Below are 23,588 nucleotides of genomic sequence, written 5' to 3'. Positions count from 1 at the left end.
AGGGCATTAACGCGTTGAAGGTAACAGGGTTAGCGTAGACGGAGGAGAGAAGAAAACGTCCCCAAACAGCGCGGTGGAGATTTTACGCACTCCGAGCCCGGCAAGGGTACAGATAAGCAGGCTGGCAAACGGGTAGACCAGCACCAGGGTGAGCTCTGCCCAGACCGGCCACGAGGCGGCATTCATTTCGCCAATCAGGAACAGGCTAAAGGCCTCAATCAGGATGCGGTGGGTGGTATAAATCGCAATGGTATTGGAGCCAATCACGTTCAGCAGATTGTTCGGGTGAACGGCGTAGCGCTGCTCAAGGCTGTAGAACAGCTTCATGATCAGCACAATCGACAGCAATGAAAGCAGCAGCGGAACGTTAGCAAACCACAGCACCACGGAGACGGCGGCGAAAGCGCCGGTTGCCAGCCAGATGCGGCGCAGGTTGACGCTTTTCATCCACGCCATCAGCGCTGCGCCATACCACGCCCCGAGGCTGTAGTAGATCATGTTGCGGACCACGCTGTTCATCCCCCACCACGGCAGCGGCATGAAGTTAATCGCGATGCTCGCCAGCGCCAGCAGTCCCAGAACCGGCAGCTTCCAGCGGCTCAGCAGTTTACACAGCGTGAAGTAGACCACCAGGGCATACAGATACCACAGGCTGGTGCTGGCGGTGAGCATACCCCGTACAAATCCTGAGAGAGACTCGGCGTAGGCCGCGTTCGACGCGGTGGCAAGCTCACGATCGGGCGCCAGCCAGGCGTTCAGGTGGGTCAACGCCTGCCATTGCAGAACGCCCCACAGCGCCAGGACCCAGACAATGCTCCAGATCCGTTTATCGAGACTGGTTCGCCAGTCCACTTCGTCAATATAACGACGGATCAGATAGCCGGAGATAAAGAAGAAGACCGGCATACGAAACGGTGCGAGATAGAGGTTAAAATAGACCCAGCATTTGGCGAGAAGGCCGGAGAGCGGGTGCTGCAGCCCGATCAGATGCGGATAAAACGTGATAACCGAATGATAGATAACCACCAGGCAGATACACAGCCCTTTTATCTGGTTAATCCATAATGCTTTTTGCTTCATTGTTCGCCACTACCTTATTGCCATAAACGAACGAGCAATTGTTGTAAAACGAAGCCGGGATGTAATGGGTAACAGTCTGTATCCGGTGGTTTTTCGGAAAAGGTGGAGGTTGTGAGGTGAGTATTCAGACAATAGCACCCTGATTTATCTGAATTTTTCGGAAGAATGATTACCAAAGCTTACTGTTTCAGTCATTTACGCTTAACGGATTCGCTTATATACTCGTGGGTCTGCTATCAGCAAACAGACGGATTTCATGTATCAACCTGTCGCACTCTTCATAGGCTTACGTTACATGCGTGGGCGCGCCGCGGACCGCTTCGGTCGCTTTGTCTCCTGGCTTTCGACTATTGGCATTACGCTTGGCGTGATGGCACTGGTGACGGTGCTTTCCGTCATGAATGGCTTCGAACGCGAGCTGCAAAACAACATCCTGGGGCTGATGCCGCAGGCCGTTCTCTCATCATCCAACGGTTCGGTTAACCCGCAACAGCTGCCGGAAAGCGCGGCGAAGTTACAGGGCGTCACGCGCGTCGCGCCGTTGACGACCGGCGACGTGGTGCTGCAAAGCGCCCGCAGCGTGGCGGTCGGCGTGATGCTGGGTATTGACCCGGCGCAAAACGATCCGCTGACGCCGTATCTGGTTAATGTGAAGCAGACCGATCTGGAAGCCGGAAAATACAACGTGATTCTGGGTGAACAGCTTGCCGGACAGCTTGGCGTCAACCGTGGCGACCAGCTGCGCGTGATGGTGCCTTCTGCCAGCCAGTTTACGCCGATGGGGCGCCTGCCAAGCCAGCGCCTGTTTAACGTGATTGGTACCTTTGCCGCCAACAGCGAAGTAGATGGTTACCAGATGCTGGTTAACATTCAGGACGCTTCACGCCTGATGCGCTACCCGGCAGGGAATATTACCGGCTGGCGCCTGTGGCTCGATGCGCCGCTGAAGGTCGATACCCTCAGCCAGCAAAAACTGCCGGACGGCACCAAATGGCAGGACTGGCGCGAGCGTAAAGGCGAACTGTTCCAGGCCGTGCGGATGGAAAAAAATATGATGGGGCTGCTGCTGAGCCTGATCGTGGCCGTGGCCGCATTTAACATCATTACCTCGCTGGGCCTGATGGTGATGGAGAAGCAGGGCGAAGTCGCCATTCTGCAAACCCAGGGGCTCACGCCGCGCCAGATCATGGCGGTGTTTATGGTGCAGGGGGCCAGCGCAGGCATCATCGGCGCGCTGCTCGGCGCCGTGCTGGGGACCTTGCTTGCCAGCCAGCTTAATAACTTAATGCCGATCATCGGCGCCCTGCTCGACGGCGCGGCGCTGCCGGTGGCTATCGAGCCGCTGCAGGTGGTCGGTATTGCGCTGGCCGCGATGGCCATTGCGCTGCTTTCTACGCTTTATCCTTCCTGGCGCGCTGCCGCCACTCAACCCGCTGAGGCTTTACGTTATGAATAAGATCCTGTTGCAATGCGACAACCTGTCCAAACGCTATCAGGAAGGCACTGTGCAAACCGACGTGCTGCACAATGTGAGCTTCAGCGTGGGCGAAGGCGAGATGATGGCGATTGTCGGCAGCTCCGGCTCGGGTAAAAGTACGCTGCTGCATCTGCTGGGCGGGCTGGATACGCCAACTAACGGCGACGTGATTTTCTCCGGCCAGCCGATGAGCAAAATGTCCTCCGCGGCTAAGGCCGAGCTGCGTAACCGCGAGCTGGGCTTTATCTACCAGTTCCACCACCTGCTGCCGGATTTCACGGCGCTGGAAAACGTGGCGATGCCGCTGCTGATTGGCAAAAAGAAACCGGCAGAAATTAACGCCCGCGCCAGCGACATGCTGAAAGCGGTAGGGCTGGGCCATCGCGGTAACCATCGTCCCTCTGAGCTTTCCGGCGGCGAGCGCCAGCGCGTGGCGATTGCCCGTGCGCTGGTCAACAACCCGCGTCTGGTGCTGGCGGATGAGCCTACCGGTAACCTGGATGCCCGCAATGCGGACAGTATTTTCCAGCTTCTGGGCGAGCTGAACGCCTCGCAGGGCACCGCGTTTCTGGTCGTAACCCACGATCTGCAGCTGGCAAAACGCATGGGGCGTCAGCTTGAGATGCGCGACGGCCATCTGAACGCGGAACTGACCCTGATGGGAGCAGAGTAATGGCGTCACCGTTATCGTTACTCATCGGTTTACGTTTTAGCCGCGGCCGCCGTCGCGGCGGCATGGTGTCGCTGATCTCCGTCATCTCGACCATCGGCATTGCGCTCGGTGTGGCGGTGCTGATTGTGGGCTTAAGCGCCATGAACGGCTTTGAGCGCGAGCTGAATAACCGCATTCTGGCGGTAGTGCCGCACGGGGAGATCGAGCCGGTTAACCAGCCGTGGACGAACTGGAGCGATGCGCTCGCCAAAGTCGAAAAGGTGCCGGGCATTGCCGCGGCCGCGCCCTACATTAACTTTACCGGGCTGGTGGAGAGCGGGGTAAACCTGCGCGCCATTCAGGTAAAGGGGGTTAACCCCGCCCAGGAAGCGCGTCTCAGCGCGCTGCCAAACTATGTGCAGAACGGCGCGTGGGCCAACTTTAAGGCCGGCGAGCAGCAGATCATCATGGGTAAAGGCGTGGCCGATGCCCTGAAGGTGAAGCAGGGCGACTGGGTGTCGATCATGATCCCGAACGCCAGCGCCGACCACAAGCTGCAGCAGCCTAAGCGCGTGCGCCTGCACGTCACCGGTATTCTTCAGCTGAGCGGTCAGCTTGACCATAGCTTTGCGATGGTGCCGATGGAGGATGCGCGCCAGTATCTCGACATGGCCGACAGCGTGACGGGCATTGCCATTAAGGTGAACGACGTCTTTAACGCCAACAAACTGGTTCGCGACGCGGGCAGCGTGACCAATAACTATGTCTACATCAAAAGCTGGATCGGCACTTACGGCTATATGTACCGTGATATCCAGATGATCCGCGCCATCATGTATCTGGCGATGGTGCTGGTGATTGGTGTCGCGTGCTTTAATATCGTCTCGACGCTGGTGATGGCGGTCAAGGACAAGAGCGGCGACATCGCCGTGCTGCGTACGCTGGGGGCGAAAGACGGTCTTATTCGCGCCATCTTCGTCTGGTACGGTTTGCTGGCGGGGCTGTTCGGTAGCCTGTGCGGCGTGGTGATTGGCGTGGTGGTTTCCCTGCAGCTGACGCCGATTATCAACGGGATCGAAAAGCTTATTGGTCACCAGTTCCTGTCGGGTGATATCTACTTTATTGACTTCCTGCCGTCGGAACTGCACTGGCTGGACGTTTTTTATGTGCTGGTTACAGCACTTTTACTGAGTCTGCTGGCAAGCTGGTATCCGGCGCGTCGCGCAAGCCGAATTGATCCGGCGAGGGTATTAAGTGGCCAGTAATTACGTCATGATCTAGCGGCTTTCGGGCCGCCAGGTTAAAAGAGGAATGCGTTATGTATTACGGATTTGATATTGGCGGCACCAAGATTGCGCTCGGCGTGTTTGATAAAGACCTCAGGCTGCAGTGGGAAACCCGCGTTCCCACGCCGCGCGAAAGCTACGGCGAATTTTTAACCGCGATTGCCGCGCTGGTGGCTCAGGCCGATGAACGCTTTGGCGTGAAAGGCAGCGTCGGCATCGGCATTCCGGGTATGCCCGAAACCGACGACGGCACGCTGTATGCCGCCAACGTGCCTGCCGCCAGCGGTAAACCGCTCCGCGCCGATCTCTCTGCTCTCCTTGAACGCGACGTGCGTTTAGACAATGATGCTAACTGCTTTGCGCTCTCCGAAGCCTGGGACGAAGAGTTCCGTCAGTATCCGCTGGTGATGGGGCTGATCCTCGGTACCGGCGTCGGCGGGGGAATTGTGATCAACGGGAAGCCAATCACCGGGCGCAGCTACATCACCGGCGAGTTTGGTCATATCCGTCTCCCGGTGGATGCCCTGGAAGTCGTGGGGCGCGATTTCCCGCTGACCCGCTGCGGCTGCGGCCAGCACGGCTGTATTGAGAACACCCTCTCCGGCCGCGGGTTTGCATGGCTTTACGAACACTTCTATCATCAGAAACTTGAGGCCCCTCAAATCATTACCCTGTGGGAGCAAGGGGATGCGCAGGCGCGTGAGCACGTCGAGCGTTATCTGGATCTGCTGGCGGTGTGTCTGGGAAATATTCTCACCATCGTCGACCCGGATCTGCTGGTGATTGGGGGAGGGCTGTCAAACTTTACCGCGATTACGGAACGGTTGTCCGGGCGTTTGCCCCGACATTTATTGCCGGTTGCCCGCGTGCCGCGTATTGAACGCGCGCGACACGGGGACGCAGGAGGCATGCGCGGAGCCGCATTCCTTCATCTCACCGATTAGTTTACGAGGTTTCTATGCTGTCGCGTCGCCAGGGTCGACTCAGCCGTTTTCGCAAAAACAAACGCCGCTTGCGTGAGCGCTTGCGCCAGCGGATTTTTTTCAGAGACAGAATAATGCCAGAAGCGATGGATAAACCCAGAGTGGTGGTGCTGACCGGGGCGGGGATCTCCGCCGAGTCAGGAATTCGAACCTTCCGCGCGGCGGACGGGCTGTGGGAAGAGCACCGCGTGGAGGATGTAGCCACGCCGGAAGGCTTTGCCCGCGATCCGGATCTCGTCCAGGCGTTTTACAACGCCCGCCGTCGTCAGCTTCAGCAGCCTGACGTCGCGCCGAATGCGGCGCATCTGGCGCTGGCGAAGCTCGAAGAGGCGCTCGGCGATCGTTTTCTGCTGGTGACGCAGAATATCGATAACCTGCACGAGCGGGCCGGTAACAAGAACATCATCCACATGCACGGCGAGCTGCTCAAGGTTCGCTGCGCCTGGAGCGGTCAGGTGCTGGACTGGCAAGAGGACGTGCTGCCAGAGGATAAGTGCCACTGCTGCCAGTTCCCGTCGCGCCTGCGTCCGCACGTGGTCTGGTTCGGCGAAATGCCGCTGGGAATGGATGATATCTACAGCGCGCTGGCGATGGCCGACGTGTTTATCGCCATCGGCACATCCGGTCATGTTTATCCGGCGGCGGGGTTTGTCCACGAAGCGCGCCTGCACGGTGCGCATACGGTAGAACTCAATCTTGAGCCAAGCCAGGTGGGCAGCGAGTTTGAAGAGAAACACTACGGTCTGGCAAGCACGGTCGTCCCGGAGTTTGTCGACAAGCTGCTGAAAGGGCTGTAACGGCAATCGCGTGAAAAGGCACCCGTCCAGCGGGTGCCTTTTTATTTATGAATGGAAGAACGCCAGCGTCTTCTCGAGCGATTTAGCCTGCTCATCCAGCGAGAGCGCCGCCGCAGAGATCTGCTGAACCAGCGAGGCGTTCTGCTGGGTCGTGCTGTCCATCTGGTTAACGGCGGTGCTGACCTGGCTAATCCCGCGATTTTGCTCGTCCAGCGCCTGAACGATATCGTTGATGACCAGATGCACATGCGATACCGCTTCAATCACCTGTTTCATCATCACGCCGGTTTCATTGACCAGCTCAACGCCTTTGCTGACGCGCCCTGAGGACTCGGCAATCAGCTGAGAGATCTCTTTTGCCGCGTTAGCGCTTCGCTGGGCAAGATTGCGCACTTCCCCTGCGACTACCGCGAAACCGCGCCCCTGTTCGCCTGCCCGTGCCGCTTCAACGGCAGCATTCAGCGCCAGGATATTGGTCTGGAAGGCGATGCCGTCGACAATGCTGTTAATCTCGCCGATCTTACGCGCGCTCTCATCAATCTCCCCAATCACCACGACCACGTCGTTCACCAGCGTTTCGCCATGCCCGGCGAGGCTCGCGGCGCGATCGGTCAGCGTGGTCGCCTTGTGGGCGTTGTCGGCGTTATTCTTCACCGTGACCGAAATCTCTTCCATGCTGGCTGCCGTTTCAACAATCGCAGCCGCCTGTTCCTCGGTTCGCGAGGCGAGGTCAAGGTTGCCCGCCGAAATTTCGCTGGTGCCGCCGTGCACGGAGTGGCTGGCTTCGCTGATATTGTCGACGATGCGCTTGAGCTGCATCTGCATGGTGTGCAGGGCGTAAAAAATGCTGTGGGTATCTCCGGAACGCACCGGGATGGTGTTGTTCAGGTCTCCCCGGGCAACGGCCAGAGCGATCCCGGCGGCCTCCGAAGGTTCGCCCCCAACCGGACGGTCAACTTTGCGGGTGAAGATCTGTGCCATGACCAGGCTAACCGCCACGATGCTTAGCAGCATCATGATGATGGCTTTCAGTAAAAATGCGCGCGCTTCGGCCATCACTTCGCTGACCGGCGTGATAATGGCAAGTTTCCACGGCGTCTGGCTGTTACCGACGGCGATGTCCTGCCAGGTGATGAACACGTCCTCCTTCAGCAGCGGATCGTTGATGCGGGTGACGTCATGACCGGCAATCTGACCTGCGTAAGGCTTGCCCGCCGCGCGCTGGTCCGGGCTGGACACCACGTTATTACCCGCTGAGAGGAGCAGGGCATAGCCCGTGCCGTTCCACGGTTTAATCGCGCCGATCGTCGACTGCAGCGTGGCGAGAGAGAAGTCAGAGGTGACCGAGCCCAGAAACTGACCGTCACGCATGATGGGGGCGGCAATCGAGGTGAGCATCACGTCCACGCCGTTGTAGGGATAGATATAGGGCTCGATGATCACATCTTTATGGCGTTGTTTCGGCAGCAGATAATAATCGCCGCTGCCGGGCGTTTCGATGTCCGTCAGCAGGTGTAATGCCGGTTTGCCGGTGGCGTCCCGGTCAACGTAGCGGGCGTAGCGCCCGGCAGGATCTTCACCGCTTTGACCGGCCCAGACGGCATCTTTATCGTCGAACGCGTTAGGCTCAAAGGCCATCGACATGGAGAGAAACTGCGGGTGAGCCGAAAGGTAGTGGATGAGCAGCTGGTTCAGGCTCTGGCGATCGGTTACGCCCGCCTCGCGCAGCGCCAGGGCGCTGTTGCCCATATCCCGGGCGGCAGTCAGGGCAGAATCCAGCTGTTTACTGACCTGCAACGCTTGCACCTCGGCAATCTGGCGGATATGCTTTTTGGCCAGAACCTCCTGCTGTGCCATCCACTGCCACATCATAAACCCGATCGTTGCCGTAAAGCCCACCGTTACGGTGAGGAAAATGGACAATAGCATCAACGTCTTGACTCTTATTTTTTTTCTTTGGACCACGGCGTCTTTCATTCTCATCTCCCGTAATATCGTGCATGTCGGGCAGGCACATATTCCTTATCGGATATTTTCTCCTCTTTCTGTAGAGCGCCAGGGATATTTAATTTAAATTTTGATTTGTAAATCCGGTTAATTAGTATGGATGCTTTTATTTTGTGCATTCAATCAAAATAGTGCTCGATAAAGCTCGTTATCGTCGTGTAGAAAGAGGATGCTAATAAATATAAAGTTGTAGAGGAGGATGGGATATGTACGGATTTATTGCGCGACAACCCATTTTTAACCCTGAGATGAAGACGGTGGCCTATGAACTGCTCTTCAGAGATGGGATGACAAACCGTTTTCCGGACGTGTCGGCGGAATATGCCACCTCCAGGATGATCTCAGATCAGTTTTTATGCGTGCCGTCCCAGCGCATCGCCGGGGCACATACGTCGTTTATTAATTTCCCTTCGCGAATGGTCATAGACCGCAGTGGAGAAGCGCTGGATAAAGAAAGCGTGGTCATTGAGATCCTGGAAGATGCTGTGCCGGGAGCGGAGCTGTTGCAGGCCGTCAGGGAGATGAGTGCGGATGGTTATCAGTTTGCGCTTGATGATTTCACCCTTGCTCCAGAATGGGATGCTTTTTTACCCTATATTTCAATACTGAAGTTTGACGTCAGGAATTATACCTTAGCGCAAATTAAACAGTATCTGAAAGAGCGTAAACATTTAACCGGGCATATTAAATATCTCGCTGAAAAAATTGAGACTAAAGAGGAATTCAGCCAATACAGGGAAGAGGGATTCTCGCTGTTTCAGGGCTATTTTTTCTGCCGTCCGGAGGTCATAAAATATAAACGGCTATCGCAAAATCAGCTGGCGATTTTTCGGCTGCAAATGGAGGTCGGACGCAATAAACCCGATTTTCGGATCGTCGAGTCGTTGATTAAAACCGATCTCACGCTGTCCTATAAGATTATGCGCTACATGAAGCACACCGCATTTAAACATATCGGTGCCTGTAATTTCAGCAAGTTAACCCTGAGCGAAGTCCTCAGATACCTCGGGGAAAACCAGCTGAGACGGTTTGTTGCCGTCGTGGTCCTCGCCAGTGCGGGCAATGACACCGTCAGCGAGCTTTACCCGCTGAGCATGATGCGCGGCAAGTTCTGCGAACTGATCGCAGAGACGATGAACGAACCGACGCTGGCTGAAAATGCCTTCATGTGCGGCCTGTTTTCTCTGCTCGATACCCTCCTTGAGCTGCCGATGGCCGAGTTGATGAAGCAAATTGCGGTCCCGCAGAGCGTGAGCAATGCGCTGTGCCACCAGGAGGGACGGTTAGCCGATATGGTGAGCCTGTGCCGATACTATGAACAGCAGCAGTGGGACGAGGCGACCCGGGTTCGTGAGGCGCTGGGTCTGTCGGATGAGGATGTGGTTGAGGCGATGAGAAAGGCGACGATCTGGGCTGGGGAGAACGCGGTCAGTTAATCCTCCTCACGCCGCACGTACGGCGTGAGGAAGAACGCGATACCGTTTATCGGCCCGCTTTTAATTTCTGGTAATACTCTTCGTAGAGGCGGCTGGCGTCACCGACATCGTTCTGCCATTCACCTTTGCTGATGGTTTCGGCATCCGGATAGAGCGATTTATCGTTAGCCACTTCAGGCTTCAGCAGCCTGCGTGCGGCGAGGTTTGGCGTGGGGTAGCCAATCGTCTCGGCAACCTGTTTCGCCACGTCCGGGCGCAGCAGGAAGTTAATCAGCTTATGCGCCCCTTCAACGTTTTTCGCGTTGGCGGGGATCGCAAGGCTGTCCATCCAGAAGATCCCCCCTTCTTTCGGCCAGACCACCTCAAGCGGCGTACCGGCCTGGCGGGCGACATACGCGGAGCCGTTCCACACCATCCCCAGGTTCACTTCGCCTTCCATATACGGGTTTGCCGGGTTATCAGAGTTGAACGCCGCCACGTTAGGCATCAGCTTTTTCAGCTCGTTATACGCCGCTTCAATCTCTTTGGGATCCGTCGTGTTGCCCGAGTAGCCCAGCTTGCGCAGCGCGACCTGGAACACCTCACGCGCGTCGTCGGTTAACAGCAGGCTCCCTTTGTATTCTGGTTTCCACAGGTCGGCCCAGCTTGTCACCGTTTTCGGATCGACGGCATCGCTGTTCACGCCGATAGCGGTTGCTCCCCAGATGTACGGAATGGAGTAGTCGTTATTGGGGTCGAACGGCTTGTTGAGCATCTCTGGATCGAGGTTTGCAAAATTGGTTAGCTTCGTTTTGTCGATCTTCTGAATCATGCCCTCTTTGCGCATTTTGTCGACAAAGTAGGTGGAAGGCACGACCAGATCGTATGCGCCGTCTTTGTAGGTTTTCAGCTTGGCGTACATGGTTTCATTCGACTCGTAGGTCGAGTAGATAACCTTGATGCCCGTCTCCTTCGTGAACTGTTCCAGCAGGCCCGGCGGCACGTACTCGGTCCAGTTGTAGAAGTAGAGCGTTTTGCTGTCATCAGCGTGCGCGGCACCCATGCCAAGCACCAGCGCCGCAGCGGCGAGCATTTTTTTCATTTCATTGTCCCCTGAGATTTTGTTTTATCACGAGCAATAACCTGGCTGGCGATCACCAGAACCAGCGAAAACACCAGCAGAATGGTCGCCAGCGCGTTCACCTCCGGTGAGACGCCGACTTTCACCATTGAATAGATCTTCAACGGCAGAATTTCATAGCTCGGACCGGTGACGAAGGAGGACACGACCACGTCATCCATCGACAGGGTGAAGCTAAGTAGCCATCCGGCCGCCACGGCGGGCATCGCCAGCGGCAGGATGATTTTGCGCAGGATGATCGTCTCGCTGGCGCCCAAATCTTTCGCCGCCTCCAGCATGCGCACGTCAAACCCTTTCAGGCGCGCGAAGACGGTCACCACCACAAACGGCAGGCAGAAGGTGATATGTGAGAACAGCAGCGACCAGAAGCCAAGCTGTACGCCCAGCAGCATAAACAGCACCAGCAGCGAAATGGCCATCACGATGTCCGGCGACATCATCACCACAAACAGCATGCCGCTGACGAACGGTTTGCCGCGAAAGCGATAGCGGTACAGCGCCACGGCGGTGAGCGAGCCAATTAGCGTCGCGAAGGTGGCGGAGAAGATCGCCATCGTCAGCGAGTGCTGCGCGGCCTGCAGGAGGCTGTCGTTGTTCATCAGCAGGCTGTACCAGCTGGTGGTAAAGCCCTGCCAGTTAATCCCGAAGCGTGAGCTGTTAAACGAGTTCACGATCAAAATAACGATCGGGATATAGAGCCAGGCATAAATGGCGGTCATAAAACCGCCGCGAAGCAGTCGACCGATCATTCGAATTCCACCTTTTTATTCAGCAAGCGTGAGGCGCGCCAGTAGACCAGCAGCATCAGGCCCATGATCACCGTCAGCGTAATGCTGGTCGCGGACCCGAACGGCCAGTCGCGGATGTTCAGAAACTGGCTCTTGATCACGTTACCGATCAGCAGGTTTTTCGCGCCGCCCATCAGATCCGACACGTAGAACAAACCCATCGCCGGGAGCATTACCAGCAGACAGCCCGCGATAATGCCCGGCATGGTCAGCGGGATAATAATGCGGATGAAGGTCTGCAGCTTGTTAGCGCCCAGATCTTTTGCCGCCTCCAGCAGCGGTTTATCCAGCTTCTCGATGCTGGAGTAGAGCGGCATCACCATAAACGGCAGCAGGATATAGACCAGGCCGACAATCACCGCGCTCGGGGTAAACATGATGCGGATCGGCGTATCAATCACTCCCAGCCACAGCAGAAACTCGTTGAGATAGCCTTTAGTGCTGAGGAAGATCTTCAGCCCGTAGATGCGGATTAACGAGTTGGTCCAGAAGGGAACAATCAGTAAAAACAGCAGCAGGGGCCGCACCTTTTGCGGCAGGCCCGCGAGGAACCATGCGAAAGGATACCCCAGCACCAGACAGGCAAGGGTGGCAATCAGCGCCATGTTGAGCGAGTGCAGCAGCACGTCAAAATAGAGCGGATCGAGCAGGCGCGCGTAGTTGTCCAGCGTAAAGACCAGCGAAACGAAGCTAGCGTCGTCGCGGGTCAGAAAGCTGGTGGCAACGATCATCAGGTTGGGCAAAAAGACAAACAGCACAAGCCAACCGACGATCGTGGCAATCACCACATTCTGGAATTTACTTGTGTTCTTCATCAGCCAGCACAACCTCCCAGCTTTCTACCCAGTTGATAACCATTTTCTGGTCGAGAGAGTGGTCGAAGTCAGGATCGTCTTCGTTAAAGAACTCGCTGACCATCACCATCTTGCCGTTCTCCAGCTCGACGACGGACTCCAGCGTCATCCCTTTGTAGTTGCGCTCGCGGATATAGCCGATTAACCCTTCGGCCTCGATATTGCCGTGAATTTCATCGACGCGCAGATCTTCCGGGCGCAGCAGAACGTTGAGCTTTTGTCCCTTTTCGACGGGGAAATTCACCGTGATATTACACTCGCGTCCTTCGACGCTGGCGCGCACTCGCTGGTCGTCCAGACGCTCAATCACCGTAGCGTCGAAGATATTGATCTCGCCAATGAAGCTGGCGACAAACAGATTCTTCGGCTCTTCGTAGATTTCGCGCGGCGTGCCGTCCTGCTCGATTTTGCCGTCGCGCATTACCACGATGCGGTCGGACATGGTCAGGGCCTCTTCCTGATCGTGGGTGACGAAGACAAAGGTAATGCCGAGCTTGCGCTGCAGGGCTTTGAGCTCGTTCTGCATCTGCTTGCGCAGCTTGTAATCCAGCGCGGAGAGGGATTCATCCAGCAGGAGCAGGCGCGGCTTGTTGACCACGGCGCGGGCGATGGCCACGCGCTGCTGCTGGCCGCCGGAAAGCTGATGGGGTTTACGCTGGGCAAACGTCTCAAGCTGCACCATGCGCAGGGCGTCGGTGACGCGCGGTTCGATCTCATTCGCCGGGGTTTTTTGCATCCGCAGGCCAAACGCCACGTTTTCAAACACTGTCATGTGCGGGAACAGGGCGTAGCTCTGAAAGACGGTATTGACGTGGCGATCTTCGGCAGGAACTTGGGTGATGTCCTGGTTTTCAAGATGGATATGGCCGTTATCGACGCTTTCCAGCCCGGCGATAAGGCGCAGTACGGTTGTTTTGCCGCAGCCCGAGGGGCCAAGCAGCGTCAGAAACTCACCGTCATTGATGGTCAGAGTGAGGTCGGAAATAACGTCTTTACCATCAAAACTTTTACGAATTCGTTCCAGTTGCACCAGCGGTGAACGTGAACGGGATTGTGTATTCAATTTTTGCGCTGTCCCATATAGACGCCTCAGGCAGCAGACTGAAGCGGGGTTTGTGTGTAACCACCTTGGTGACTCGTAATGAGGGCGGACATTCTACGGCAATCCCCTGCGAACGCCAAACCTTGTCACTGATTCATAAGCTACATTTACTAACGCATAACCATATAAACGGAAAATATTCTCGTTTGCGGGATAAAAGTGACCTGACGCAATATTTGCGTTTTGATGCTTACTGATAATGTTGTCACGAAAAGTGAGGGTGACTGCATGGATAAATTACTTGAGCGTTTTTTACAGTACGTTTCGCTGGATACCCAATCTAGACCGGGTGTTCGCCAGGTGCCGAGCACCGAAGGCCAGTGGAAGTTATTAAACCTGCTTAAAGAGCAGCTTGACGCCATGGGGCTGGTCAACGTCACGTTAAGCGAAAAAGGCACTGTGATGGCAACGCTGCCGGCGAATGTCCAGGGTGATATTCCGGCGATTGGCTTTATCTCCCATGTCGACACCTCTCCGGATTTTAGCGGTAAACATGTGAACCCGCAGATTGTGGAAAATTACCGCGGCGGCGATATTGCGCTGGGCATTGGCGACGAGGTGCTCTCGCCGGTGATGTTCCCCGTGCTGCACCAGCTGCTGGGCCAGACGCTGATCACCACCGACGGTAAAACGCTGCTGGGGGCGGATGACAAGGCGGGTATCGCGGAAATCATGACGGCGCTGGCGGTGCTGAAGGGCAAAAATATCCCGCACGGGGATATCCGCGTGGCCTTTACGCCGGATGAAGAGGTCGGCAAGGGCGCGAAGCACTTCGACGTGGAAGCCTTTAACGCGCAGTGGGCCTATACCGTTGACGGCGGCGGCGTCGGTGAACTGGAGTATGAAAACTTCAATGCCGCGTCCGTCACGATCAAAATTGTCGGCAACAACGTCCATCCCGGTTCGGCGAAAGGCGTCATGGTGAACGCGCTGTCGCTGGCGTCCAGAATTCATGCAGAAGTCCCGGCGGAAGAGAGCCCTGAACAGACCGAAGAGTATGAAGGTTTCTATCACCTGACCAGCATTAAAGGCACCGTGGACAGCGCGCAGATGCACTACATCATCCGCGATTTCGACCGCAAAGCCTTTGAGGCGCGCAAGCGTAAGATGATGGAGATTGCCAAGAAGGTCGGTAAAGGGTTACACCCTGATTGCTATATTGAGCTGATCATTGAAGACAGCTACTACAACATGCGCGAGAAGGTGATGGCGCATCCGCATATTCTCGATATCGCCCAGCAGGCGATGCGCGACTGCGATATTGAACCGCAGCTGAAGCCGATTCGCGGCGGCACCGACGGTTCTCAGCTGTCGTTTATGGGGCTGCCGTGCCCGAACCTGTTTACCGGTGGCTACAACTACCATGGCAAGCATGAGTTTGTGACGCTCGAAGGAATGGAAAAAGCGGTGAAGGTGATAGTGGGGATAGCGGAGTTGACCGCGAAGCGGTAAGAAAAAGCCCGGTGGCGCTACGCTTACCGGGCCTACGATCGTAATGTAGGCCGGGTAAGGCGAAGCCGCCACCCGGCATTCAGGCAAGGAGCGCCATGTCAAACTATCGTCGCCACTACGTCCCTGGTGGAACCTGGTTCTTCACCGTCAACCTGCAAAACCGCCAAAGCGATTTGCTTACCCGTCATATCGACAGCCTGCGTGCTGCCACCTCAACAGTTAAACATGCAAAGCCATTTACTATCAACGCATGGGTAATCCTTCCTGAACATATGCACTGTATCTGGACCTTACCGGAAGGCGACAGTGACTTTTCGGCCCGCTGGCGCGACATTAAAAAGACATTCAGCCGCTACATCGGCATGCGCCATATCTGGCAGCCACGCTTCTGGGAGCACACAGTCCGTAACGAAAAAGACTACCGTCGGCATGTGGATTACGTCTACATCAATCCGGTGAAACATGGCTATGTCAGTAAGGTCAGCGACTGGCCGTATTCAACGTTTCATCGCGATGTACGGGAAGGCTTGTATCCGGTGGATTGGGCGGGAGAGATCGAGGATTTTGCGGCGGGTGAGCGGAGATAAAAACGCCCGGTGGCGCTACGCTTACCGGGCCTACGGGATCGTGCTTTTGTAGGCCGGGTAAGGCGAAGCCGCCACCCGGCAAATATCACGACTTAGTCCTCAAAGAACCAGTACCCGCTGTTGACCAGCGCGGCGAGCATCGCGAGGAAGGAAGGATCTTCCAGCGCATCGCCAAAGGTGTCGGCAGTCAGCACCAGATGGCTGGCAATGGCTTCCAGCGCCGGACGGTGCGGAGAGTCCAGCTTCTCGCCGTTGACGAACACCTCTTCACCAATGCGCAGCACGCGCAACCCGCCCAGACGCGTCAGCTTGTCGCCCTGCTGAAGCGCATCATAAATCTCGTCAGCCTGATAAGGTGGCTCCGGCGGCGCAACGTCCAGCTCATGACGAGACTGGCTGATAAACTCACCAAACCACTGTTTGAAGTGCTCCGGCTCGTTGATCAGATCCAGCATCATGCCGCGCAGCTTATCGAGTTCTTCTGGCAGAATATCCGCCGGATGCTCGCGTGCAGGCACATCAGGGTCGCTGTAACGATAGCTGCCCAGCTCGCGTTGCAGAACGTAGTCGGCAAATCCGCTGATCATCTCGCGGCCGCTTGGCGCGCGGAACCCCACGGAGTAGTTGAGTGAGTTTTCCAGGGAGTAGCCTTCGTGAGGGAATCCCGGCGGAATGTAGAGAATATCACCCGGCTCCAGCTCTTCATCGATAATCCCTTCAAACGGGTCAACCTGAAGCAGGTCAGGATGCGGGCAGTGCTGCTTCATCGGGACTTTTTCGCCCACGCGCCAGCGGCGGCGGCCCGTACCCTGAATGATGAACACGTCGTACTGGTCAAGATGTGGACCTACGCCGCCGCCCGGCACGGAGAAGGAGATCATCAGATCGTCCATGCGCCAGTCGGGCAGGGCGCGGAACGGGCGCATTAAGGCGGCAGTCGGCTCGTGCCAGTGGTTGACCGCCTGCACCAGCAGCGACCAGTTGTTTTCACCGAGGTGATCGTAGCTTTCGAAAGGACCGTGGCTAACCTGCCATTTCCCGTCCTGGTGGCTGACCAGACGGCTGTCGACTTCGTTTTCCATGGCCAGACCTGCCAGCTCGTCAGGCGAGATAGGGTCGACAAAATTGCTGAATCCGCGTTTCAGAACCACCGGGCGTTTTTGCCAGTAACGTTCAATAAACTCGGGCCAGTTAAGCGTTAAGTGATAATCCATAATTTTTTTATTCCGCAGGCTCTTACTGACTCGGATTATAACGGAAGCTCAGCCCCCCGGCTGCGAGATCCTCGCATTTTTCACATAACGGGTTAACTATCGTTCAATGTGGGCTGCTGGCGGCCAAAAATAACCTCCATTCTGGCGCCGCCCAGCAGACTTTCGCTGGTTTCGATTTTCCCGTCGTACTGGTCGACAATCTCACGAGCGACGGCTAACCCGACGCCCTGGCCAGGACGTAGCGTATCGGCGCGCTGACCGCGATCGAACACCACATCGCGTTTATTTCGAGGGATCCCCGGGCCATCATCCTCAACGATAATATGCAGTTCGGTTTCCGTCTGACGCGCTGACACTTCCACGAACTCCAGGCAGTATTTGCAGGCGTTATCCAGTAGGTTACCCATCACTTCCATGAAGTCATTTTTTTCACCCACAAAGCTTATCTCTGGCGAGATATCGAGGCTGATGTTCACCCCTTTACGCTGATACACCTTGTTGAGGGCGGACGTGAGGTTATCCAGAAGCGGGGCTACCGGGTGCAGCTCGCGGCTCAGAAGCGCGCTGCCGGAACGCATGCTGGCGCGGTGCAGGTAATAGCCAATTTGCTGTGAAATACGGCTGATCTGCTCCAGCATCACCGGCTCGGCATCATCGACGCTCAGCTTCGAACTGCGCATTGAACGCAGGGTACTTTGCATGACGGCCAGCGGAGTTTTCAGGCTGTGGGTCAGGTCGGTAAGGGTGGTACGGTATTTATCGTAGCGTTCGCGTTCACTTTTCAGCAGGCGGTTGAGGTTACGCACCAGGCTGGTGAGCTCACGGGTGGTTTCCGGGTTCAGCTTCTCGCGATGATGTTCTTCCAGCTCACGAACCTCTTTCGCCAGTGATTCAATGGGGCGCAAGCTCCACCACGCCGCTACCCACAGCAGCGGGATCACCAGCAGGAGATTCGCAGCCAGAACGTAGATGAACCAGCTCCAGACCATATAAGAACGCTTCAGCTCGACCGGAATGGTGTCGATCACCACAATGGTCAGCTGCGGCATGTTCAGCGTCGCCGGATAGAGGTTAATCGCGACGGAGTGCGTCATCTCCGTTTCGGCGTTGTCGGCGCGGATCTCGTTCAGCTTTTGCTGCAGGGAGCGATCTTCACGGATCAGCGAGCTGGTGGTGTTGAGATCGGCTTCAATTTCATGAAACCCGTTGGTTTTGAGCCAGTCCGGACGAATGCTTTTAACCAGCCAGGGGATATCACGCTGCGCCCACAGTAATTTACCTTTTTCGTTATAAATCAGGGCCAGCGTTGGGCTCTGCTGGTTGAGGTTTTCCGGCATTTCGACGGTGATTCGGTTGTTTTCCCACTTCGCCAGGGTATAAAACAGATTGCTTTCGCCGCGCAACAGCCGAAAGGTTGTTTTATCAAAGCTGACGCTGTAGCCCACCAGGGCGACCATGCCGTAGGAGAGCGACAGCACCAGCACGACGGCGGCTGTTGCCAGTAAGAAACGAACCCGCAGCGAGAGGGGCAGAATGTGGCGTAAAATCCCTCTCATTTAGCGTAATTCGAACAGGTAGCCCTGGCCACGGACGGTGGTAATCACATCCTGCGGATACTGCGCCTGAATTTTCTTACGTAAACGTCCCATCAGCACGTCAATGGTATGGCTCTCGCGCAGTTCAGCATCAGGATAAAGCTGGAGCATTAAGGAATCTTTGCTCACCACTTTGCCATTGTTACGGATCAGCGTTTCCATGATGGTGTATTCGAAGGCGGTGAGCTTAATCACTTCCTCATTGATCGCTAATTCCCGGCGGGAGAGATCGACCTGGAATGGCGGGATGGAAATAACCTGTGAAGCCAGCCCGCTGTTGCGGCGTAACAGCGCCTGCATGCGCGCCGCCACCTCTTCAATATGAAACGGCTTGGTGACGTAATCGTCTGCACCCGCGCTGAGCACTTCGACCTTATCCTGCCAGCCTTCACGGGCGGTCAGAACCAGAACCGGCAGGGAGACATCGTGGCTGCGCCAGCGGCGAATTAACGACAGGCCGTCTTCGTCAGGCAACCCTAAATCGACAATGGCGATATCCGGCAGGTGTTCATTGAGATAATAATCGGCTTCTTTTGCATCTTCAGCATCGTCCACCTGATGTCCCATCTCCTGAAGCTGAACCTTCAGGTGATGGCGTAGCAATGCGTTATCCTCAACAACCAGTACGCGCATCATCTCTTCTCCCTAAATAATTGGTATGAATAGTTTAACGCTGATTATGTTGTTGTGGGGATAAACATTGAGTAAACCGGGGAAAAGCATCCCCCTTTTCGGGCGAAAAGGGGGAGAGGGGCGTTACTTCAGCTCGTCGACCATGGTGATGGCGCGGCCAATGTAGTTCGCCGGGGTCATCGCCTTCAGGCGCGTTTTCTCTTCTTCCGGCAGCGCCAGACCGTCGATAAACTGCTTCATGCCTTCGGCGTCAACGCGTTTGCCGCGGGTCAGCTCTTTCAGCTTCTCGTACGGTTTTTCGATACCGTAACGGCGCATCACGGTCTGGATTGGCTCCGCCAGCACTTCCCAGTTGTGATCCAGCTCGTCCAGCAGACGGTCGCGGTTCACTTCCAGTTTGCTCACGCCTTTCAGGGTGGACTGGTACGCGATCAGCGCGTAGCCAATGCCCACGCCCAGGTTACGCAGTACGGTGGAGTCGGTCAGGTCGCGCTGCCAGCGGGATACCGGCAGTTTGCTCGCCATATGCTGCAGCACGGCGTTCGCCAGGCCCAGGTTGCCTTCGGAGTTTTCGAAGTCGATTGGGTTCACTTTGTGCGGCATGGTGGAAGAGCCGATTTCACCGGCGATGGTTTTCTGCTTGAAGTGGTTCAGGGCGATGTAGCCCCACACGTCACGATCGAAGTCGATCAGGATGGTGTTGAAGCGCGCGATGCAGTCAAACAGTTCGGCGATATAGTCGTGCGGCTCAATCTGCGTGGTGTACGGGTTCCACTGAATGCCCAGAGAGGTCACGAACTCTTCGCTGAACTGGTGCCAGTCCACTTCCGGGTAAGCGGCGATGTGGGCGTTATAGTTACCGACCGCGCCGTTGATTTTGCCGAGGATCTCAACCTGCTCCAACTGACGGTACTGGCGCTCCATACGGTACGCGACGTTCGCCATCTCTTTACCCATCGTGGATGGGGTGGCTGGCTGGCCGTGGGTACGGGAGAGCAGCGGAATGTCGCGGTATTCCACGGACAGCGCTTTTACCGCGTCGATGATTTTACGCCAGTAAGGCAGCACCACCTCTTTACGCGCGGTGGAAAGCATCAGCGCGTGAGAGAGGTTGTTGATGTCTTCAGAGGTACAGGCGAAGTGAATGAACTCAGACACGGCATGCAGCGCTGGGACGCTTTCCACTTTCTCTTTCAGGAAGTACTCAACCGCTTTCACGTCGTGGTTGGTGGTGCGTTCGATGGTTTTAATGCGCGCGGCGTCTTGTTCGCTAAACCCGGCAACGATTTTATCAAGGTAATCGTTTGCCTTTTCGTCAAAAGCAGGAACTTCCTTGATTGCTGCCTGGGCGGCCAGCTTTTGCAGCCAGCGTACTTCAACCTGAACACGGAACTTCAGCAAACCATATTCGCTGAAGATCCCGCGCAGCGCGCTGACTTTATCGCCGTAGCGTCCATCGACAGGGGATACGGCGGTCAGTGAGGATAATTCCATAATTCGCAACTCCGGGAGGTTAACAATGAGCAAGAATTTGTTTTGCCTGAGTGGTCAGGCGATTACGAGAAAACATTAACTGCAGGCGGCCACCGCCCACCTGGTGCCACAGCACGGCGGCGCGGATACCTGCCAGCAGGGACGCGCGCACTTTTGCCTGTACCTGCGGACTTTGCAGCACGGCAGGGGATCCGGTGACCTGAATACGCGGCCCCAGCGGGCTGATGACGTCAACATAAATGCCGGCCATAGCGCTCAGCAGCGTTTCGGACTGCAGGTCAAAATGGTCAAGCTGGCGCTGCAGCCCGGCAATACGATCGCCCAGGGTATTGAGCGCGCCTTTTGCGGCGCTCAGCTTACGCTCCAGCACCATCAGGCTCAGCGTGTAGCGGGTCAGCTCCGCGTTTAATCCCTGACGGCTGCTGGCGTTAAGCACGCCGAGCAGGGTTTCAAGACCGAGACGAAGATTGGTTTTACTGCCGCCGAACACGCCCAGGGTCGAGCCGGGGTTGAGATCGATAACGCTGTTCAGTGAAACGTGCAGGGCATCTGCGTCGCAATGACCCTGATGCGCCAGCTGTTGCACCAGACGGGCTGACTGGCAAATTCCCGCCAGCGCCAGGGTGATGTCATAGTAGTTCTTCGCCACACGGTCTCCTTTATGTGTGCAATCGTATTAAACAGCAGGCAGCGGCAGGCGCTGTTCAATGATCCCGCCGCCCAGACAGATTTCGCCGCTGTAGAAGACAGCAGACTGACCCGGGGTGACGGCCGCGACCGGCTCGTCGAAACGCACGTCAATACGATCGTCATCAAGCGCGGTAATGGTGCAAGGAATATCGGTCTGACGGTAGCGTGTTTTCACCGTGCAGCGCAGGGTGCCTTTCAGCGGCTCACGATCGACCCAGTGCAGCTGCTGCGCGATAAGGCCAACGGACATCAGACGCGGATGATCGTGGCCCTGGGCAACAACCAGAATATTGTTTTCGACGTCTTTGTCGACAACATACCACGGATCTTCGCTACCTTCTTTGGTCCCGCCAATACCCAGGCCTTTACGCTGGCCGAGCGTGTGGTACATCAGCCCCTGATGCTGGCCAATCTCTTCCCCGTCGACGGTGACAATTTTACCCGGCTGAGCAGGCAGGTAACGTCCCAGGAAATCGCGGAATTTGCGCTCGCCGATGAAGCAAATGCCGGTAGAGTCTTTTTTCTTCGCGGTGATCAGGTCCAGCTCTTCGGCGATTTTACGCACCTGCGGCTTTTCCAGCTCGCCGACCGGGAACAGGCTCTGGGCGATTTGCTCGTGGCTCAGCGTATAGAGGAAGTAGCTTTGATCTTTGTTGCCGTCCAGACCGCGCAGCAGCTGGCTTTTGCCATTGACGTCTGCGCGACGCACGTAGTGACCGGTCGCGATGTAGTCAGCGCCCAGATCTTCCGCGGCGAATTCCAGGAAGGCCTTAAATTTGATCTCTTTGTTGCACAGAATATCCGGGTTCGGCGTGCGGCCCGCTTTGTACTCTTCCAGGAACAGTTCAAAAACATTGTCCCAGTATTCTGCGGCAAAGTTAACGGTGTGCAGTTCAATGCCGAGCTTATCGCATACGGCCTGCGCGTCGGCGAGATCCGCAGCGGCGGTGCAGTATTCCTCGCCATCATCTTCCTCCCAGTTCTTCATGAACAGGCCCTCCACCTTATAGCCCTGTTGCTGTAACAGGTAGGCGGAAACGGAGGAATCGACACCGCCGGACATGCCGACGATCACTTTTTTCTGGCTGTTATCTGACATGGAATACTCACGACATTGAACTTCAAGGCGGCGTATTCTATCACGCCCCCCCACCGTTGACACCCTCTGTAAACGGCCAGTTAAATGCGCCGATGACGTCCAGCGGCAGGCGTGCGTCTGATTGCCAGCAGCGAATGCTTTCCGCAACCAGCGGCGAGCGCAGGTTTGGCGCGTTCAGGATCTCGTCGGCAGTGACCCACAGACAGCGATCGATATCGTCATCCTGCGGCTCTGTGGCGCACGTTTCGCTAAGCTCAACGGCGAATAAAAAGCGCAGAAACGGGGTGTGATCCGGCGCGATCCACTGGTGCATACGGATGAAGTGCTGGGGCTCAGCGTGAATGCCAGTCTCTTCCCACAGCTCGCGTTTTGCTGCCTGCAGCAGGGTTTCATTGGCTTCAAGGTGTCCGGCAGGCTGGTTCCACAGCGCTTTGCCGTTAATGCTCTCTTCAACAACAAGGAATTTACCCCTGGCGTGGACCACGCAGGCAACCGTGACATGAGGTTTAAACATAGTGACTCCTTAAGGGGTGACGTCGCGCCATTCGCCGTTTGCCAGCGTTTCCAGGGTGTAGCTGCCCATGGCGTAGCGAATGAGACGCAGGGTAGGGAAGCCGACGTGTGCGGTCATGCGGCGAACCTGGCGGTTGCGGCCTTCATAAAGGGTGATTTTGAGCCAGCTTGTCGGAATGGATTTACGTTCGCGAATCGGCGGGTTGCGCGGCCACAGCCACTCCGGCTCATTCACGCGTTCAATACCTGCGGGCAGGGTTGGGCCGTCGTTCAACGTCACGCCGCTGCGTAGTGCTTCTAGTGTCGCGTCATCCGGCTCGCCTTCCACCTGGACGAAGTAAATTTTGCCGGTGCGTTTGCCCGGCTGCGTGAGCTTTGCCTGCAACGCGCCGTCGTTGGTTAAGACCAGAAGGCCTTCGCTGTCGCGGTCCAGGCGCCCGGCCGCGTAGACACCCTGAACAGGAATGTAGTCCTTCAGCGTGCTGCGCCCGGCTTCATCGGTAAACTGCGGCAAAACATCGTAGGGTTTATTGAACAAAATAACCCGCTTCGGCTGGGTTTCCTGCGGTCTTCTGGCGGCTTGTCGCGAGCTGAATCGCTCAACCCGGTGTTTTGTAAAAGAAGTTTTCTTCATGGTATTTTCAGGCGTTATCAATTGCCGCATTATAGCCTAATAACGAAGACCTTTCATGGCGCAGGACAATCAGGTACTATCGAAGGGCTCATTAC

Annotated in this window: 22 protein-coding genes; 8 read left to right on the top strand and 14 right to left on the bottom strand. The window is 56.3% G+C overall.

The window, feature by feature from the left end:
- Positions 1 to 6: 6 nt before the first annotated feature.
- Positions 7 to 1,080, bottom strand: coding sequence for an acyltransferase family protein (locus FOY96_RS13220; RefSeq protein WP_143347230.1), 1,074 nt, complete (start codon positions 1,078 to 1,080; stop codon positions 7 to 9).
- Positions 1,081 to 1,336: 256 nt separating this feature from the next.
- Between FOY96_RS13220 and lolC the strand changes: the two genes are divergently transcribed.
- From lolC to cobB, 5 genes are read left to right on the top strand one after another with little or no spacing between them, the layout of a single operon-like run.
- Positions 1,337 to 2,536 carry a lipoprotein-releasing ABC transporter permease subunit LolC gene (gene lolC / locus FOY96_RS13215; RefSeq protein ID WP_172620517.1) on the top strand — a complete coding sequence of 400 codons (1,200 nt, stop codon included), beginning with the start codon at positions 1,337 to 1,339 and terminating at the stop codon, positions 2,534 to 2,536.
- Positions 2,529 to 3,230, top strand: a complete 702-nt coding sequence (gene lolD, locus FOY96_RS13210) for a lipoprotein-releasing ABC transporter ATP-binding protein LolD (RefSeq protein WP_008500772.1) — start codon at positions 2,529 to 2,531, stop codon at positions 3,228 to 3,230. Before lolC ends, lolD begins: the two co-directional genes overlap by 8 nt.
- The gene (lolE, locus tag FOY96_RS13205; protein ID WP_032657985.1) at positions 3,230 to 4,474 is read left to right on the top strand and encodes a lipoprotein-releasing ABC transporter permease subunit LolE; all 1,245 of its coding nucleotides are present in this window, start codon (positions 3,230 to 3,232) and stop codon (positions 4,472 to 4,474) included. Before lolD ends, lolE begins: the two co-directional genes overlap by 1 nt.
- 53 nt (positions 4,475 to 4,527) lie before the next feature.
- Positions 4,528 to 5,439, top strand: coding sequence for an N-acetylglucosamine kinase (gene nagK / locus FOY96_RS13200; RefSeq protein WP_143347228.1), 912 nt, complete (start codon positions 4,528 to 4,530; stop codon positions 5,437 to 5,439).
- 14 nt (positions 5,440 to 5,453) lie between these two features.
- Positions 5,454 to 6,275 (top strand): Sir2 family NAD+-dependent deacetylase, encoded by an 822-nt coding sequence (gene cobB, locus FOY96_RS13195; protein ID WP_045888802.1) that lies wholly within the window; start codon positions 5,454 to 5,456, stop codon positions 6,273 to 6,275.
- Between the two features lie 45 nt (positions 6,276 to 6,320).
- Here the strand turns inward: cobB and FOY96_RS13190 are convergent, their stop codons facing one another.
- Positions 6,321 to 8,252, bottom strand: a complete 1,932-nt coding sequence (locus FOY96_RS13190; RefSeq protein ID WP_143347227.1) for a methyl-accepting chemotaxis protein — start codon at positions 8,250 to 8,252, stop codon at positions 6,321 to 6,323.
- A gap of 236 nt (positions 8,253 to 8,488) precedes the next feature.
- Between FOY96_RS13190 and FOY96_RS13185 the strand changes: the two genes are divergently transcribed.
- Positions 8,489 to 9,718, top strand: a complete 1,230-nt coding sequence (locus FOY96_RS13185; RefSeq protein WP_143347226.1) for an EAL and HDOD domain-containing protein — start codon at positions 8,489 to 8,491, stop codon at positions 9,716 to 9,718.
- 46 nt (positions 9,719 to 9,764) lie between these two features.
- On the opposite strand, the gene potD is transcribed toward FOY96_RS13185, so the two are convergent.
- Genes potD through potA form a run of 4 tightly spaced genes read right to left on the bottom strand, consistent with a single transcriptional unit; the run spans position 9,765 to position 13,573 of the window.
- Positions 9,765 to 10,799, bottom strand: a complete 1,035-nt coding sequence (potD, locus tag FOY96_RS13180) for a spermidine/putrescine ABC transporter substrate-binding protein PotD (RefSeq protein WP_143347225.1) — start codon at positions 10,797 to 10,799, stop codon at positions 9,765 to 9,767.
- Positions 10,796 to 11,587: a spermidine/putrescine ABC transporter permease PotC gene (gene potC, locus FOY96_RS13175; protein WP_096151222.1), complete on the bottom strand. Its 792-nt coding sequence runs from the start codon at positions 11,585 to 11,587 to the stop codon at positions 10,796 to 10,798. The genes potD and potC overlap by 4 nt, the downstream gene beginning before the upstream one ends.
- Positions 11,584 to 12,441, bottom strand: coding sequence for a spermidine/putrescine ABC transporter permease PotB (potB, locus tag FOY96_RS13170; RefSeq protein ID WP_143347224.1), 858 nt, complete (start codon positions 12,439 to 12,441; stop codon positions 11,584 to 11,586). The genes potC and potB overlap by 4 nt, the downstream gene beginning before the upstream one ends.
- The gene (gene potA / locus FOY96_RS13165) at positions 12,425 to 13,573 is read right to left on the bottom strand and encodes a spermidine/putrescine ABC transporter ATP-binding protein PotA (RefSeq protein ID WP_172620541.1); all 1,149 of its coding nucleotides are present in this window, start codon (positions 13,571 to 13,573) and stop codon (positions 12,425 to 12,427) included. Before potA ends, potB begins: the two co-directional genes overlap by 17 nt.
- A 237-nt stretch (positions 13,574 to 13,810) precedes the next feature.
- On the opposite strand from potA, the gene pepT reads away from it, so the two are divergent.
- Both pepT and FOY96_RS13155 read left to right on the top strand, forming a co-directional pair.
- The gene (pepT, locus tag FOY96_RS13160) at positions 13,811 to 15,034 is read left to right on the top strand and encodes a peptidase T (RefSeq protein ID WP_143347222.1); all 1,224 of its coding nucleotides are present in this window, start codon (positions 13,811 to 13,813) and stop codon (positions 15,032 to 15,034) included.
- A 95-nt stretch (positions 15,035 to 15,129) separates the two neighbouring features.
- The gene (locus tag FOY96_RS13155; RefSeq protein ID WP_064672295.1) at positions 15,130 to 15,621 is read left to right on the top strand and encodes an REP-associated tyrosine transposase; all 492 of its coding nucleotides are present in this window, start codon (positions 15,130 to 15,132) and stop codon (positions 15,619 to 15,621) included.
- A 92-nt stretch (positions 15,622 to 15,713) separates the two neighbouring features.
- On the opposite strand, the gene FOY96_RS13150 is transcribed toward FOY96_RS13155, so the two are convergent.
- The 8 genes from FOY96_RS13150 to rluE all read right to left on the bottom strand — a co-directional run bounded on the left by FOY96_RS13150 (position 15,714) and on the right by rluE (position 23,523).
- A complete protein-coding gene (locus FOY96_RS13150) occupies positions 15,714 to 16,835 on the bottom strand; it encodes a ribosomal protein uL16 3-hydroxylase (RefSeq protein ID WP_023311180.1) in 1,122 nt (373 codons plus the stop codon).
- A 92-nt stretch (positions 16,836 to 16,927) separates the two neighbouring features.
- On the bottom strand, positions 16,928 to 18,391 hold the full coding sequence (gene phoQ, locus FOY96_RS13145) for a two-component system sensor histidine kinase PhoQ (RefSeq protein WP_033145232.1): 1,464 nt from the start codon (positions 18,389 to 18,391) through the stop codon (positions 16,928 to 16,930).
- Complete coding sequence (phoP, locus tag FOY96_RS13140; protein WP_033146521.1) at positions 18,392 to 19,063, bottom strand: two-component system response regulator PhoP; 672 nt, start codon at positions 19,061 to 19,063, stop codon at positions 18,392 to 18,394.
- 123 nt (positions 19,064 to 19,186) lie between these two features.
- Positions 19,187 to 20,557, bottom strand: a complete 1,371-nt coding sequence (gene purB / locus FOY96_RS13135; protein WP_048975702.1) for an adenylosuccinate lyase — start codon at positions 20,555 to 20,557, stop codon at positions 19,187 to 19,189.
- Positions 20,558 to 20,576: 19 nt separating this feature from the next.
- Positions 20,577 to 21,206 carry a high frequency lysogenization protein HflD gene (gene hflD, locus FOY96_RS13130; protein ID WP_143347221.1) on the bottom strand — a complete coding sequence of 210 codons (630 nt, stop codon included), beginning with the start codon at positions 21,204 to 21,206 and terminating at the stop codon, positions 20,577 to 20,579.
- Between the two features lie 27 nt (positions 21,207 to 21,233).
- Positions 21,234 to 22,346 carry a tRNA 2-thiouridine(34) synthase MnmA gene (gene mnmA, locus FOY96_RS13125; RefSeq protein ID WP_032657963.1) on the bottom strand — a complete coding sequence of 371 codons (1,113 nt, stop codon included), beginning with the start codon at positions 22,344 to 22,346 and terminating at the stop codon, positions 21,234 to 21,236.
- A 40-nt stretch (positions 22,347 to 22,386) separates the two neighbouring features.
- Positions 22,387 to 22,860, bottom strand: a complete 474-nt coding sequence (locus tag FOY96_RS13120) for an NUDIX hydrolase (protein WP_143347220.1) — start codon at positions 22,858 to 22,860, stop codon at positions 22,387 to 22,389.
- 9 nt (positions 22,861 to 22,869) lie between these two features.
- Entirely contained in the window at positions 22,870 to 23,523 is a 654-nt protein-coding gene (gene rluE, locus FOY96_RS13115; protein ID WP_094935561.1) for a 23S rRNA pseudouridine(2457) synthase RluE, read from the bottom strand.
- Positions 23,524 to 23,588: the final 65 nt, after the last annotated feature.

Origin of the sequence: Enterobacter asburiae (genome assembly GCF_007035645.1) — a bacterium.
GTDB lineage: Bacteria > Pseudomonadota > Gammaproteobacteria > Enterobacterales > Enterobacteriaceae > Enterobacter > Enterobacter asburiae_B.
This window is presented reverse-complemented; position numbering and strand designations above follow the sequence as displayed.